Raw genomic sequence first — 14,417 nt, 5'->3', positions numbered from 1 at the left:
GGACGGATTCGAACCATCGAAGGCAGTGCCGGCAGATTTACAGTCTGCTCCCTTTGGCCACTCGGGAACCCCTCCAGAGGATTTTTATACTTAGCAAGATGTTTTCCCAACTCATCTCCCAAGTGCGGAGCGAATCATAGCAAACTCGCTCAGGCTGTAAAGCGTTTTTCTTGCGTTTTTACGTTGAATGCTGTCTTTTTGGGCAAAGATGGTAGAAAGTCAGCGTTTTGTGTGTCCTTTGAACAGAAGAGAAACGCTCTTTTTACTTGAATTTACACTACTTGACGTTAAACCACGTATCTACTGATAAAATGTAAGCAGTTTAATGACATAAGTTTATTCGTTTAGAAGTCAATATCATGAGCATGAAAGCCACGTTATCGTTATCTGTTTTAACGCTTTCTATATTAATGAGTTCTCCATCAGCTTTCGCAGCTATGCGAGGCTCAGCAGTTACCGTCGTAACTGAACAAGTAGAAACGCACGAGATCAATCAATCCTTATCGCTTATCGGTAAATTAGAAGCGGCGGAGTCTGTGGTTGTTGCATCGGAAGTCGCCGGCAAAGTGAATCAAATCGCTGTTAAAGCGAATCAAAATGTCCAACAAGGTCAGCTGTTAATCAAGTTGGATGATGATAAGGCTCAAGCCGCTTTGATTGAGGCAGAGGCGTACCTTAAAGATGAACAACGTAAGCTAAAAGAGTTTCAACGTTTGGTTAAGCGAAATGCTATCACCCAAACTGAGATCGACGCACAAAAAGCAAGCGTTGAAATTGCACAAGCAAGGCTGGACGCCGCTCAAGCAAATTTGGCCGATCTTCATATTACGGCTCCATTCTCTGGCACTGTTGGTTTCATCGATTTTAGTCGCGGTAAAATGGTTAGCGCGGGTACAGAGCTGTTGACCTTGGATGACCTTTCCGTCATGGAGCTGGACTTACAAGTACCGGAGCGCTATTTATCGATGCTTTCTATTGGTATGGAAGTCATTGCCAAAACCAGTGCATGGGGTGAACAGACGTTTACTGGTCAGGTTACAGGCATTGATACGCGGATCAGCTCAGAAACTCTGAACCTGCGTGTGCGTATTGAGTTTGAGAACCCTGAAAACCGCTTAAAGCCGGGCATGTTAATGAATGCATCATTGGCCTTCCCTGCGATTGAAGCGCCAATTATCCCGGTTCAAGCACTAGAATACTCTGGCACCAAGCGTTACGTATACGTCATCGATGACAACAATAAAGCGACTCGACAAGAAGTCATTCTCGGTGCTCGTGTCGATAACGAAGTCGTTATTGAATCAGGCGTTGAAGTTGGCGACAAAATTGTTGTACAGGGCATCGTTAATATGCGAGATGGTGTTGAAGTTAAGGAAATTGTCGCACCAGGAAAGTCAGAAACAGCTAACGCAACGGGTAATCAAGGTGTTCAAAGCACGCAAGACGAAGCGGCTAAGGAAGCAAACTAATGTTACTTTCTGACGTTTCTGTAAAACGCCCAGTCGCAGCGTTGGTATTGAGTATGCTGCTGTGTGTATTTGGTTTTGTATCCTTTACGAAACTAGCGGTGCGAGAAATGCCGGACATTGAAAGTCCGGTCGTTTCCATTAGTACGCGTTACGAGGGCGCTTCCGCGACGATCATCGAGAGTCAAATTACTTCTGTATTAGAAGATCAGCTTTCAGGCATCAGCGGAATCGATGAGATCAGTTCGACGACGCGAAACAGCAGTTCGCGTATCACGATCACTTTTGAGCTAGGTTACGATCTCAATACGGGTGTTAGTGATGTTCGCGACGCGGTGGCTCGCGCTCAACGTTCGCTACCTGATGAAGCGGACGATCCAATTGTCTACAAGAATAACGGTTCAGGTCAGGCCTCCCTCTATATAAATCTCAGTTCTGCAGAGATGGACCGCACTCAATTGACGGATTATGCAGAACGTGTACTGATGGATCGCTTTAGCTTGATCTCTGGGGTGAGCTCCATTGATCTCTCTGGTGGTTTGTACAAGGTGATGTACGTGAAGCTTAAGCCAGAGCTGATGGCGGGGCGCTCAGTCACGGCTTCGGACATTACATCGGCACTGCGAAGTGAAAACTTAGAAAGTCCGGGTGGTGAAGTTCGTAATGACTCGACAGTCATGTCGGTACGGACAGCGCGTAGCTATAACAAGCCGGAAGATTTTCAGTACCTCGTGATTAAAAGGGCAAGCGACAACACGCCTATCTATTTGAAAGATGTCGCTGATGTTTTTATCGGTGCAGAAAACGAAAACTCGACCTTTAAAAGCGATGGCGTCGTCAATGTTAGTTTGGGGGTAGTTCCTCAGTCTGATGCGAACCCGTTAGAAGTAGCAAAATTAGTTCGAGCTGAAGTTGATAACATCCAGAAGTTCTTGCCGGAAGGAACGCGGCTTGCTATCGACTACGATGCGACGGTGTTTATCGAGCGCTCGATAGAAGAGGTGTATAGCACGCTATTTATTACGGGCGGTTTGGTTATTTTGGTGTTGTACATCTTCATTGGTCAAGCTCGTGCAACCTTGATTCCTGCGGTTACGGTTCCGGTATCGCTGATTTCCTCATTCATTGCCGCTTATTACTTTGGCTTTTCTATCAACTTAATTACCTTGATGGCATTGATCCTGTCTATCGGCTTGGTAGTGGATGACGCGATTGTGGTTGTTGAAAACATCTTCCACCATATCGAACGTGGTGAATCGCCTTTGCTTGCGGCCTATAAAGGTACGCGGGAAGTAGGCTTTGCCGTTATCGCGACAACGTTAGTGCTGGTGATGGTATTCCTGCCGATTTCTTTTATGGATGGCATGGTAGGTCTGCTATTTACTGAGTTTTCTGTCTTGTTGGCGATGTCTGTGATTTTCTCGTCTTTGATCGCCCTAACATTAACTCCTGTATTGGGTAGTCAGATTTTGAAGGCGAATGTAAAACCAAATCGATTTAATCAAGTGGTCGATCGCCTATTTAGTAAACTTGAGAGTGGTTACCGCTCATTATTGAAAGGCGCATTGAAAATGCGTTGGGCTGCACCGCTGGTGATTTTGGTGTGTTTGGGCGGCAGTTACTTCTTGATGAACCAAGTGCCAGCCCAGTTGACCCCTCAAGAAGATCGCGGCGTGATGTTTGCGTTTGTACGCGGGGCTGATGCCACGTCATACAATCGTATGTCAGCCAATATGGACATTGTTGAAGACCGATTGATGCCATTACTCGGGCAAGGGTATCTGAAGTCGTTTAGTATCCAAACGCCTGCATTTGGTGGACAGGCAGGCGATCAAACCGGCTTTGTTATCATGATTCTAGAAGACTGGAACGAGCGAGATGTAACAGCTCAGGAAGCGCTTAACAAAGTGCGTGGCGTACTGGCTGGCATACCTGATGTTCGAGTGTTCCCATTCATGCCTGGCTTCCAAGGTGGTTCGAGTGAGCCTGTTCAGTTTGTATTAGGTGGCTCTGATTACGATGAACTTCTCGTCTGGGCTGAAATGTTGAAAAACAAAGCAGAAGAATCGCCAATGATGGAAGGTGCTGAGATCGATTACTCAGAGAAAACGCCAGAGCTATTGGTTACGGTCGACAGACAGCGTGCCGCAGAACTAGGGGTCAGTGTCAAAGACATCTCTGATACGCTAGAAATCATGCTTGGTGGTAAAAGTGAGACGACTTATGTTGAGCGTGGCGAAGAGTATGATGTGTATCTTCGTGGTGATGAAAACAGCTTTAATAATGCTGCGGATTTAAGCCAGATTTATCTGCGAACCAATAGTGGGCAGTTAGTGACGTTAGACGCGGTCACTAAAATTGAAGAAGTGGCAGCTTCTATTCGTCTATCTCACTACAACAAACAGAAATCCATCACTATTACGGCTAATCTGTCAGAAGGCTACACATTAGGAGACGCGCTGAATTACCTTGATCAACAAGCGATAGACAACTTACCAGGTGACATCTCGGTGAGTTATTCTGGCGAGTCAAAAGACTTTAAAGAGAACCAAGCGAGTGTTGCTGTCGTGTTTGCGTTGGCATTGCTTGTGGCGTATCTCGTGTTGGCGGCTCAGTTTGAAAGCTTCGTGAACCCGTTAGTGGTGATGTTTACGGTGCCGATGGGCGTATTTGGTGGCTTCCTTGGCTTGGTTGTGATGGGGCAAGGCATGAACATTTACAGCCAGATTGGCATGATCATGTTGATCGGCATGGTGACGAAAAACGGCATTTTGATTGTTGAGTTTGCCAACCAGTTGCGAGACCGCGGTGTTGAATTCGAAAAAGCGGTTATTGATGCAGCTGCGCGACGTCTACGCCCGATCTTGATGACAGCATTTACCACGCTTGCTGGTGCCATCCCGTTGATTGTATCGACAGGGGCTGGTTATGAGAGCCGTATTGCCGTGGGTACCGTGATCTTTTTCGGGATGGGATTTGCGACATTGGTGACCTTATTTGTCATCCCGGCTATGTACCGATTGATTTCGGCGAAAACACAGGCGCCAGGCCATGTAGAAGCAGAATTGAACAAAGCACTCAGCCACGATACAAAAGGCCGTATTGCTCATCCTTAGCCGCTGTACGTAAAGCTTTGATTGAAAACACCGAACAAAAGTTGTTCGGTGTTTTTTTATATTGAGAGTGATTACTTATAGATCTAATGATTATTTTTGTTTATTATTTCGCCACTTCTTCGAGGGGCACAGGACTCGCTCATCGTATTGACTGAATGTCGGGTCTTGTTAGGTGTCATGCCGGGAAAGCAGCATATACCTATTATTTGAGGTGTTCTCTTGAAAAAAGTACGTGGTAGTTACATGGTAGAAATGGTTTTAGTTGCGGGTGTTATGGCGTTGTTAGCGACCACTGCACTTCCGACGTTAACGAATGCACTAAAAGATCGTCAAGATGGCATTTTACACTCTCTCGATGCCGGGCAACCAAGTAGCCATGTGAATCAAGAGACAACAGAAAAGTTCTCCGCTCAGTAACTGATGACACTCCGTAGATTATAAAACAAGCCGAGGTAAAAACCTCGGCTTGTTTGTATTTCAATTCTGGTAACTTGGTGCTATCTAATGTTAGAAGCGTTTCCCTAAGCTAACTTGCACACCTTCGTAGCTGTCGTAAAAATCTTCAAAGCCCATATCTGCGACATTATAGATGTACTCTGCGCGCAACCAGATGTCTTTGCTCATATCCCAATGGACACCAGCACCGATATTGAATAGTGCTCCTGAATCATCGGTGACTTTTTGTTGGTTTGGAACGTACATTTCTGCCTGAGTCCCTAACGCGGTCACGCGGCCAAACAAAGAAAGTGGCGTATCGCCAAGGTTATCACTGGTCAATACAGCTGATATACCCGCTTGGTAATAGTGCAAATCCAAATCTGTTTTCAGTTTGTCGTTCTTCAGTTCGTTTTGGGAATAGCGAAGCACACCTTCAAACGCAAGGTATTGATTGACATGATAGCCCCAACCAACAGTGATATGTGGTGTGGACCACTCATTGTCTCTGTCTGAGCCAAAATAGGGTGTATCAAAACCGACGTTACCAGTACCCAGATAAAAATAAGATTGATGAGTTTGTTCTTGAGCAGCAAAAGTCGGCACACTGATGGTCAAGGCAGACAATAATAGAATGGCGTTTTTCATAACTTGACGATAACCTTTGTAAAAGACCGTTGTAATGAGTTGTGTTAATATTAATTTAATCAATAAGATAGATGGCGTTTATCATATCAGTTTTTACGCAAAGGTAGTCATTTAGACTGGGAATTGTTGCGCTAAAGCAGACTTCCTAGGCTGGAGAACTTACTATTCGGTATGGTGACTAACGTCAATCAAATAAGAGAGAAGGAAAGGAAAGTGTCTGAATTCAAATATAAAAATCTGACTCAAGAAGAACAAGATAAGTTAGACGCGGCTACATTTCGTCGTTTATTGGCGCATTTAGACGCGAATAAAGACGTGCAGAACATCGACCTCATGATTCTTGCGGGCTTCTGTCGCAACTGCTTTAGCAAATGGTACAAAGCTGAAGCGGAAAATCTCGGTGTGGATTTAGACATTGATGACGCTCGCGAACGTGTTTACGGCATGACTTACGATGAATGGAAACAAAATCATCAGCCAGCGGCAACGCCAGAACAATTGGCGGCGTTTGAAGCGCGTCAGAAAAAGTAATACTCATTTCCAAAAAAACAGCCCGCACATCAGCGGGCTGTTTTTTTACATTCGAATTTACATATTAAGCGGTAATTGGACCGCAACATGCAGGTTCGACACAGCCTTTCGCTTGAATGACTTCAAGTTGCGCGAGGTAAGGTTGAATATCACCGATGTTCTCTTTTACCCATGCTAAGTCGTAATACGTATCTAAGTAACGCTCACCAGAGTCACATAAAAGTGTCACGATAGAGCCTGTTTCACCGCGTTGTTTCATTTCGCAGGCCAGTTGAAGCACACCGTAGAGGTTCGTCCCCGTTGATGCGCCTACTTTACGCCCAATCAGTTGAGAAACCCAATGTGCAGTTGCCACACTGGCAGCGTCTGGAATTTTGCGCATCTCGTCAATAACACCTGCAATAAAGCTTGGCTCGACACGTGGTCGACCGATGCCTTCAATTTTGCTGCCGGTCTCACCTTTTAATGAGTGATTACCTGACTGGAAAGCGTCGTAAAACACCGAGTTTTCAGGGTCTACGACACAAAGTTTGGTGTCGTATTTTTGGTAACGAATAAAACGGCCAATGGTTGCAGACGTGCCACCAGTTCCTGGGCTCATTACTACCCAATTAGGAATTGGGTGATCTTCTAGTTCCATTTGGCTAAAGATAGAGTTCGCAATGTTGTTGTTGCCGCGCCAGTCAGTCGCACGTTCAGCATAAGTAAACTGATCCATGTAGTGACCATTTAACTCTTGGGCCAAACGTCGAGACTCGTCATAAATCTGATCTGAGCGCTCTACAAGATGCGCTTTACCACCGTAAAACTCAATTTGTTCAATCTTTTTACGTGCGGTGGTTTTCGGCATAACAGCAATGAACGGTAAGCCAAGCAAGCGAGCAAAATACGCTTCTGAAACGGCAGTGCTGCCTGAGGACGCTTCAATCACTGTGGTTTCAGGACCAATCCATCCGTTACAAATCGCATAAAGAAACAACGAGCGTGCCAATCGGTGTTTCAGAGAGCCTGTTGGGTGCGTGCTCTCATCTTTTAGGTAGATATCGATACCATCAAGAGAAGGCAGTTCGAGTTTAAATAAATGAGTATCAGCAGAACGTTGAAAGTCTGCTTCAATTTTACGCACTGCATTGTTGATCCAGTTGTGGTCAGTACACATGGCGTCTCTCCTTGGAAATCGATAGATAAGCATTAGATGGGAATAATTTACCTATAATACGAGAGAAAAACTTTGCTATAGTTGCCGGTAATGACTATTTTGATAGAAAAGTTTTCTACACTTCGTGGGTTTTATAGGATGATTTTGGATCGGGTCGATAAGCAGCTGCTTGCGTTGTTACAAACCGACAGCACCTTGTCATTAAATGAGTTAGCAGAGCAGGTAAATCTGACAACGACGCCATGTTGGAAGCGTTTGAAAAGGTTGGAAGAAGAAGGCTACATCGAAAAGCGCGTGGCGTTACTGAGTGCAGAAAAACTCGACCTGTCTTTTATCGCTTTTGTTCAGCTAAAAACCATCGATCACTCCGAAGATTGGTATCACCACTTTGTCACAACAGTGAGTGATTTCCCTGAGGTGATGGAGTTTTATCGTATGGCCGGCGAGTATGACTACATGATGAAAGTGCTAGTCAAAGATATGAAGTGTTTTGACGAGTTTTATAAGCGCTTAGTTAATAGTGTAAAGGGACTGTCTAATGTGACTTCAACATTTGCTATGGAATCCATTAAATATACGACTGAGTTACCACTTCTCAACTAAATAGCTTTATACGAATTTTATTTAATGGTTACTCTATCTGTTAGCATTTTAAATGTTAACAGGTAGCAGGGTTATTCTAACTAGGTTACTTTTTACTGGGTTGGAATAAATATAAACGATATTTATTCTCTCTTCTATTTTCGCATTAAATGTTTGTTTTTTATCCTTTATTAAGCGCCCATACAGCAAAACGCATGAAAAAATAACGCAATTTTTTCTCTTTATTTTTCGTGTTTTATTTTTATTGAATATTCATTTTTACTAAATTAATTAATTGGTTTAATTTAAACGTTTGCTTAGTGTTGTTTTGTGTATTTTAGTCACCGCTTCTGAACATTTCTTTTTATGCGTAATACAGTAGCAAATACTTAAGTAATAAAGTACTCAAAAATGGATATAGTGATTAATAAAACATCGTATTATTATCGCTAGCACTTATTTGTGACAAAGTGTTTCTAAAAATGAACAGAAAATATTATTTGCTTTTTCTCGCGGCTTTACTCGCTGGTTGTGGTGGTGGAGGTGACTCTAAAACGAACAATACAAAGACACCAACTACTATAACAAAGCAGAGCCGTCCACAGTTAAAAGCTGAAGACACGGTATTGAAGTTTGAGGGCGTGGGAACCGTTACAGAGGCAAAATTGAGCAATGTACATGGCTCGGTGTCTTATCAAGTCATTGACTCTAATCCGCTAAATGTTGTGAAAATTAATGACTCTGGAATGCTACAAATTTTGCGTCCAGGAACGGCAACAATTCTGGCTACGGATAGCAGTTCTGCTTATGAATCCTCTGAAGCACGATTTTCTATCACTGTGGAACGAGGTATTAACACAGACCTTTCGGTTAGTGATCTAAACTTTAATGCAATCGAATCTGAAGGGAAAGCGCTGACCGTTCGTGGCCAAAAAGGTGAATTGAGTTATGAAGTAGAAAGTGGTCATAACTTGATTCGGGTTGATGAGAACGGTTCGGTATATTCATTAGGCTCAATTGGTCAGGCGTCGGTACTGATTACTGACTCAGGTAACGAGCTTTATCTGCCGAAGCAAGTTCGCGCAACGGTGAAGCTTCATGGAGTAGCATCCGGGCAACTTCAATTCGCCTTGCTGGAAGACGAATATAGAAAAGGGCTGACGTTAGAACCTGCACGTTTAGATAAAGCTCAAACGCAAAGCATCACATACAAAATCATTCGCAGCGAACCAGACAACAAAGTTGCCGAGTTACTCAACCCTGAGTCAGGTGTGCTCCTTGTTCATAATGTTGGGCAGTTAACCGTTGAAGCGACAGCAACTTACAGCGATGCCTTTTTAGATAAGCAGCAAACGGCGCAATTTGTTGTGGATGTAAAACAAGGTCAACGCGAAGCAATCAGCGTAGCGGATGTTGTGAAAACTTATGAGGAAGGTGGCCGAATTTTCCCTAAGGTGACGAACGCTCGCGGCGACTATTCACTGCGAATTATTAGCGGCACAGATGTTATCGCTAAATCTATGAGCAGTGAAGCACTGCTGATCAAAGGTGTAGGTACGGCTGAAGTTGAAATCTACGAGCATGAAATGCGTAATTATCCTGCAAGCAAAGCTCGCTTCAATGTTGAAGTTAATCGCGCGCCTCATCCAGTGATGAACGACATTGAAATGTCGCTTATTTATCAGCCTAGCCTCTCAATTCCTTTGGCATTTTCAGGACAAAAAGGCAACGTAAGCCTAGTCGGCAGTTTACCGGACGGTTTAAGAATGACCGATGGCAAATTAGAAGTAGAGACGGCTGGTGAATATAGTCTTAAGTTTGAAGATGATGGTGGGGATTTATATCAACCAATTCAGTTTAATGTAGTCATCAAAGTAGCGAAAGCTGCGGGACAAGCCATGGTGACACAAGATTATGAAATGGTGTATAGCAAAGACTATAGCTTTGATCTTCGTCGTGACTTTGGTTTAAGTACAAGTAACGATCATGTAGAACTCGTTGATAACACTGCTACAGATGTTATAGAGGTTACTGCGGATGGACGTGCCTATGTTTACAAAGCGGGTAAAGCGACGTTAACAGTTCGCAGACAGGAGAGCGCGAATTATACTGCGGGTCCAGATCAGAAAGTGTACGTTAATATTCTGAGTGCGCCGAGTCGGATTGATGTGCAATCCGATGTGGAAGATACTTGGAAAACCAGCCAGCCTTATGTTCAAAAACCGACCATCTCTGGTACGGTTGGCGAAGTTTCGTATCGATTTGCAGAAAATGCAGCAACGGATGTGGTTTCCCTAGACAGCAAAACGGGCGAGATGCGCATCCTCAATGCTGGCAGCACAAGAGTTGTTGTGTCGGATGCAGGGGACGATAAATTTACTCCGGGTGAAAGCAGTTTCTCTGTAACGATCAAACAGGGCACAAACCCTGTATCGATTGCTTATCCAACGGTAGACTTTTCAGCGGGTACTATTATCTCACCAGTGATGAGTGGAGGAGAGGCGAAAGCCAGCTATCGTCTTATTAACCAAAAAGATCCTGTGGTTGAGTTAGTCTCTTCTGAAACGGGGCGTTTGAAGATTTTGCACGCAGGCGAGTACCAATTAGAAGTGACGCTAACTGCACGTAACTATACAACTAAAACCGTATTGGTTAACGGCACCATTAATAAAGCGGATCATCCCGGTCTTACCACGAAACTTCAAACCGTTGAGTTTACGCCTTTCAAGGCAATTGACTTAGATTTCGGTAGAACGGTTGGTACTCGCACTTACTCATTTGGCGATACTGTGAGCAAAGATCTTGCTACGTTAGACAATGCGAATGCTGAGTTGACGCTAACCAATTACTCTCAATACCATTCTATTGCGCTAGATATCTCTGAGAGTGAATCGCGAGATTACAAAGCGTTACCAAGAACAAAAGTCACGGTTAGTGTCGATTTGGCAGAGTCGGGTGTTGCAGATAAATACACACAACTTAATAGCGAACAAACCGTTATTGTGAGCACGCTTAGTGCCCCACAGTTTGCCAATTTAGAAGAGAGTGAATTTGGTATCTTGGGTTCGCGTTCGGTACGTGAACCGACGGATGACGAGTTGCAAAAATACGGTAAAGGTAAGGTTGTGCTATTTATGTTTAAGCCAGTTGGTAGCGATGACCGAAGACAAGAAAAGGCAGCGTGGGTGCATGTTGCTCGATTCGATGGATGTACATCAGAGCTATTTGCTGATGACCTTAAGCCTTTTAATGCAATTGGTTATGATGATCCAGGGTATTGCACCAGCGGTAGCACTATCCGTATGACTCGGTTCTTAGTGATTGATGATTCTAATTTGGAAGACATAGAGTATGAGTTGGCTGCACCAATCATTACTTACCGTCGAGGGGTGCGTGAATTTTTAGCAACGGATAAAGGTGGATTCTATGCTGACCCAAATGTCGTTTACGGGAAAAGCGAATACGGTTACCCGAAATCACTTTACGAATGGTCGGTCATTACTATGAAGTATCAACCGAATTAATCATCGTTTGATACCCACTAAAAAGGAGTGCTGAGCACTCCTTTTTGCGTCTTATGCGCACGGGTTACTTCGTGTAGCGCATGACTCCTTCTTGCACTGCGGTTGCCACTAAATGACCTTGCTGGTTATAGATTTCGCCACGCACTAACCCACGAGTATTACTCGCTGTTGGGCTTTCTATCGCGTACAACAGCCATTCATCCATTTTGAACGGACGGTGGAACCAGATTGAATGGTCAATGGTGGCAACTTGGAAGTTTGGCGTCATTAATGACACTTCATGTGGGTGCATTGCTGTCACGAGGAATCCCCAATCTGATGCGTAGGCCAACAGGTACTGATGAATAAGCAGGTTCTCTGGCATTTCACCATTGGCACGAATCCAAAGATACTGTTTAGGCTCTGCTTTTTTGGGTTTTAGGGGGTTGATGACCGTAACAGGACGAGTTTCAATTGGCTTTTCACCACAAAATGTTTTGCGTAGTCGCTCTGGCAGAAATTCGGCTATATGGCTAGCAAGCTCACTCTCAGAGGCGAAGTTTTCTGGGCCAGGAATGTCTGGCATTTCCTTTTGATGATCAAACCCAGGTTGATCGCCATGGTAAGACGCCGTTAGGTAGAAAATAGGGCGTCCATTTTGAATCGCCTTAACGCGTCTGGTGCTGAAGCTACGGCCATCCCTTAGGTTTTCTACATCATAAATGATGGGCTTTTCTGGATCTCCAGGGTACAAAAAATAGCTATGGAAGGAGTGTACCGCGCGTGTTTCTTCAACGGTGTAGCGCGCAGCAGAAAGCGCTTGCCCAATCACTTGGCCACCATACACTTGAGGCAAACCTAGGTTTTCACTTTGGCCACGAAACAAGCCTTCTTCTAATTTTTCGAGTTGTAGTAGGCTGAGCAATTCTCGTAATGGTTTACTCATTGTGTCTCCTCACCGTTGTCTTTCACTCCAACTTACCTCAACAGTCTCACTCTTGTGAAGTGCCATAGTTAAGAACTATTGAGTAACTTAGAAATAGTATTGTTCCGATTATGAAACAAAATCAATTGTTTGATAAATTCTAACTCAGTCAAACTATTGTCAAATAAACTGACAGGAAGCAGACAGTTTTATATTCCACGCCTATAATTGCTCCGGTTTAATACTCTTTTCGAGGAAGATATGAAAAAAACACTACTGCTTGTTACTTCTTTACTCTTTGGGGCTGCGTTAGTGGGTTGCCAAACTTCTCAAAATACAGAAATGGAATCTGCAGAGGCGTCAATGAAGACGATTACAGGTACAGTGGCTTACCGTGAGCGTATTGCTCTGCCGCCAAACGCAGTGGTTACCGTCGCGTTAGAAGATGTGTCTTTGGCTGACGCGCCAGCAAAAGTACTAGCAAAGCAGACATTCGAAACGGAAGGTAAACAAGTTCCTCTTTCTTTTGAGCTGAACTACGATAACAATGAAATCAAACCAAACCATCGTTACAGCGTTCGTGCGCGTATTGAAGTGGATGGTAAATTGCGTTTTATCAGCGATACACATAACGGTGTAATCACAGATGAAGCACAAACTCACCAGTTGGATATTCGTCTAGTTGGTACGCGTTAATATCAAACTCAGCGAACAAAAAATGGCAGCCTAAGGCTGCCATTTGTATTTTCTTAGCGAAATTTTTCCAATCTCAGATACTTCAATTCCTTCGGCTTCTAATTTCTTTGTTTGTCGTTCTAAATTACTGCCTTTTAAGGATATTTTTCCTTGACTATTTATCACTCTAAACCACGGGAGTTTGCTGTCCTCTGGCAAATTACCAAGCGCCTTACCAACATGTCTTGCGTAGCCCGGGTAACCTGCCATTTTTGCGATTTCCCCGTAGGTGGAGACTTTTCCTTTTGGAATTTGGTGAATTACAGCAAAGATTTGCGCTAAAAATTGGTCCATACTCAAAAGTGTCTATTGTGGATTACTAAGGAATGGTAAACCATCGGACTTGTATATTGCTAACGGTTCTTAACGTTTATATTGCCCGCGATTGACTTTTGTTGATCACATTTTCTCTTCAGTCGTGCCGTATGTTAATGAGCGTTAAAAAGCATAAAACAAACACAAGCTAAGCTTGAATCTAGACCCTCTCAACGACTTTTAATCCCAGTTTTTGCCGTTGAGTTACCAAGTAGGTGGGGAAGCCAGGAGGCGCTATGATTTTATCGACACTTCAATTTTTCATTACGACTTTACTCGCAGTGGTGTGCGTTCGAGCGATGAGTTTGAGCGAGGGAGATATTCCTGTTCTTGCACTCATGATCCCGGCGTTGTGGATCTTGCCACAAGGCGGGTTTGCAGGCTTGGTGTTGCTGGGCGCAATGATGGCTTTTGGCGCTACGCTCTCAATGCAACCAATCGCGCTATCGATTGGTATTTTGATCCTTTTCCCACTTTTAATGGTAGTGTTCTCTCGTAGAAGTTCGTTGGGCGTTCTGCTCACCGCAGGCCTAATCGTACTTACTCTACAAGTCGGTATTATGGTCACGCAACAAGGTGGGAAGCTAGATGGCTCCGCTTGGGTTACAGTGGTTCAAACTGTCGCTGTCATGGCGATGTGGTGGTCTGCTGTACATTGGACCCCATCCAATAAGCACAGCTGGTGGCCGATGCTGTTGTTGTTCCCATTATGGATTGCTGGCTTGCCATATGCCGTTCTTGTGGCACTGAGCGTGACAGGAATGCTGGCTTCAATGGAAACCCTCGCGAAGCTTAAACACTCCATTCGTTGGAGTAAACTATTGTGCTGGACATTACCGACTGTTGGCTTTGCTGCCTTAGTGGTAAGTCCGACTACAGATGTACCAAACCCTGTTTTTGTTGTTTGGATCTGTTTGTTAGGAACGGCTTGGATGACGGACTATATCTTACGTAGCAGCGATGAACAGGCAGAATTATGAGTATTTCGTCAGGTAAAAAGTG

12 protein-coding genes and 1 tRNA gene are annotated in these 14,417 nt (G+C 44.1%); 8 read left to right on the top strand and 5 right to left on the bottom strand.

Translation table 11 applies throughout. From position 1 onward, the window contains the following. Positions 1–67: transfer RNA gene (locus ACWYVB_RS19930), tRNA-Tyr, on the bottom strand. A gap of 292 nt (positions 68–359) precedes the next feature. Between ACWYVB_RS19930 and ACWYVB_RS19925 the strand changes: the two genes are divergently transcribed. The 3 genes from ACWYVB_RS19925 (at position 360) to ACWYVB_RS19915 (ending at position 4,999) form a co-directional block, all read left to right on the top strand. Continuing rightward, complete coding sequence (locus ACWYVB_RS19925) at positions 360–1,469, top strand: efflux RND transporter periplasmic adaptor subunit (RefSeq protein WP_301582719.1); 1,110 nt, start codon at positions 360–362, stop codon at positions 1,467–1,469. Then, the gene (vmeF, locus tag ACWYVB_RS19920) at positions 1,469–4,582 is read left to right on the top strand and encodes a multidrug efflux RND transporter permease subunit VmeF (protein WP_457529894.1); all 3,114 of its coding nucleotides are present in this window, start codon (positions 1,469–1,471) and stop codon (positions 4,580–4,582) included. Before ACWYVB_RS19925 ends, vmeF begins: the two co-directional genes overlap by 1 nt. 219 nt (positions 4,583–4,801) lie before the next feature. Then, a complete protein-coding gene (locus ACWYVB_RS19915) occupies positions 4,802–4,999 on the top strand; it encodes a type II secretion system protein (RefSeq protein ID WP_005390570.1) in 198 nt (65 codons plus the stop codon). 90 nt (positions 5,000–5,089) lie between these two features. Here ACWYVB_RS19915 and ACWYVB_RS19910 read toward each other — a convergent pair whose 3' ends face one another. Continuing rightward, entirely contained in the window at positions 5,090–5,665 is a 576-nt protein-coding gene (locus ACWYVB_RS19910) for a porin family protein (protein ID WP_457529892.1), read from the bottom strand. A gap of 213 nt (positions 5,666–5,878) precedes the next feature. Here ACWYVB_RS19910 and ACWYVB_RS19905 point away from each other — a divergent pair, with 213 nt between their 5' ends. Then, complete coding sequence (locus ACWYVB_RS19905) at positions 5,879–6,196, top strand: DUF1244 domain-containing protein (protein WP_457529890.1); 318 nt, start codon at positions 5,879–5,881, stop codon at positions 6,194–6,196. Positions 6,197–6,260: 64 nt separating this feature from the next. Here the strand turns inward: ACWYVB_RS19905 and ACWYVB_RS19900 are convergent, their stop codons facing one another. Further along, entirely contained in the window at positions 6,261–7,355 is a 1,095-nt protein-coding gene (locus ACWYVB_RS19900) for a PLP-dependent cysteine synthase family protein (protein ID WP_005390576.1), read from the bottom strand. Between the two features lie 138 nt (positions 7,356–7,493). On the opposite strand from ACWYVB_RS19900, the gene ACWYVB_RS19895 reads away from it, so the two are divergent. Together ACWYVB_RS19895 and ACWYVB_RS19890 are read left to right on the top strand one after the other, a co-directional pair. After that, on the top strand, positions 7,494–7,958 hold the full coding sequence (locus tag ACWYVB_RS19895; protein ID WP_053807138.1) for an Lrp/AsnC family transcriptional regulator: 465 nt from the start codon (positions 7,494–7,496) through the stop codon (positions 7,956–7,958). Positions 7,959–8,419: 461 nt separating this feature from the next. Continuing rightward, positions 8,420–11,461 carry a cadherin repeat domain-containing protein gene (locus ACWYVB_RS19890; RefSeq protein ID WP_457529887.1) on the top strand — a complete coding sequence of 1,014 codons (3,042 nt, stop codon included), beginning with the start codon at positions 8,420–8,422 and terminating at the stop codon, positions 11,459–11,461. Positions 11,462–11,525: 64 nt separating this feature from the next. On the opposite strand, the gene tesB is transcribed toward ACWYVB_RS19890, so the two are convergent. Then, positions 11,526–12,386: an acyl-CoA thioesterase II gene (gene tesB / locus ACWYVB_RS19885; RefSeq protein WP_005390581.1), complete on the bottom strand. Its 861-nt coding sequence runs from the start codon at positions 12,384–12,386 to the stop codon at positions 11,526–11,528. 240 nt (positions 12,387–12,626) lie between these two features. Between tesB and ACWYVB_RS19880 the strand changes: the two genes are divergently transcribed. After that, positions 12,627–13,061 (top strand): YbaY family lipoprotein, encoded by a 435-nt coding sequence (locus ACWYVB_RS19880; protein ID WP_012842007.1) that lies wholly within the window; start codon positions 12,627–12,629, stop codon positions 13,059–13,061. 30 nt (positions 13,062–13,091) lie between these two features. Here the strand turns inward: ACWYVB_RS19880 and ACWYVB_RS19875 are convergent, their stop codons facing one another. Continuing rightward, positions 13,092–13,394 (bottom strand): DNA base-flipping protein, encoded by a 303-nt coding sequence (locus tag ACWYVB_RS19875; protein WP_005390592.1) that lies wholly within the window; start codon positions 13,392–13,394, stop codon positions 13,092–13,094. A gap of 257 nt (positions 13,395–13,651) precedes the next feature. On the opposite strand from ACWYVB_RS19875, the gene ACWYVB_RS19870 reads away from it, so the two are divergent. After that, positions 13,652–14,395, top strand: a complete 744-nt coding sequence (locus tag ACWYVB_RS19870) for a VP0952 family biofilm-associated protein (protein ID WP_046874702.1) — start codon at positions 13,652–13,654, stop codon at positions 14,393–14,395. Positions 14,396–14,417 lie beyond the last annotated feature (22 nt).

This window comes from Vibrio sp. JZG10 (assembly GCF_054064075.1).
This window is presented reverse-complemented; position numbering and strand designations above follow the sequence as displayed.

What these genes read in the sequence shown, in the direction of transcription:
- ACWYVB_RS19925 (WP_301582719.1), top strand. Translation starts at nt 360, where the DNA reads ATGAGCATGAAAGCCACGTTATCGTTATCTGTTTTAACGCTTTCTATA.
- vmeF (WP_457529894.1), top strand. Translation starts at nt 1,469, where the DNA reads ATGTTACTTTCTGACGTTTCTGTAAAACGCCCAGTCGCAGCGTTGGTA.
- ACWYVB_RS19910 (WP_457529892.1), bottom strand. Translation starts at nt 5,665, where the DNA reads ATGAAAAACGCCATTCTATTATTGTCTGCCTTGACCATCAGTGTGCCG.
- ACWYVB_RS19900 (WP_005390576.1), bottom strand. Translation starts at nt 7,355, where the DNA reads ATGTGTACTGACCACAACTGGATCAACAATGCAGTGCGTAAAATTGAA.
- ACWYVB_RS19895 (WP_053807138.1), top strand. Translation starts at nt 7,494, where the DNA reads ATGATTTTGGATCGGGTCGATAAGCAGCTGCTTGCGTTGTTACAAACC.
- ACWYVB_RS19890 (WP_457529887.1), top strand. Translation starts at nt 8,420, where the DNA reads ATGAACAGAAAATATTATTTGCTTTTTCTCGCGGCTTTACTCGCTGGT.
- tesB (WP_005390581.1), bottom strand. Translation starts at nt 12,386, where the DNA reads ATGAGTAAACCATTACGAGAATTGCTCAGCCTACTACAACTCGAAAAA.
- ACWYVB_RS19880 (WP_012842007.1), top strand. Translation starts at nt 12,627, where the DNA reads ATGAAAAAAACACTACTGCTTGTTACTTCTTTACTCTTTGGGGCTGCG.
- ACWYVB_RS19875 (WP_005390592.1), bottom strand. Translation starts at nt 13,394, where the DNA reads ATGGACCAATTTTTAGCGCAAATCTTTGCTGTAATTCACCAAATTCCA.
- ACWYVB_RS19870 (WP_046874702.1), top strand. Translation starts at nt 13,652, where the DNA reads ATGATTTTATCGACACTTCAATTTTTCATTACGACTTTACTCGCAGTG.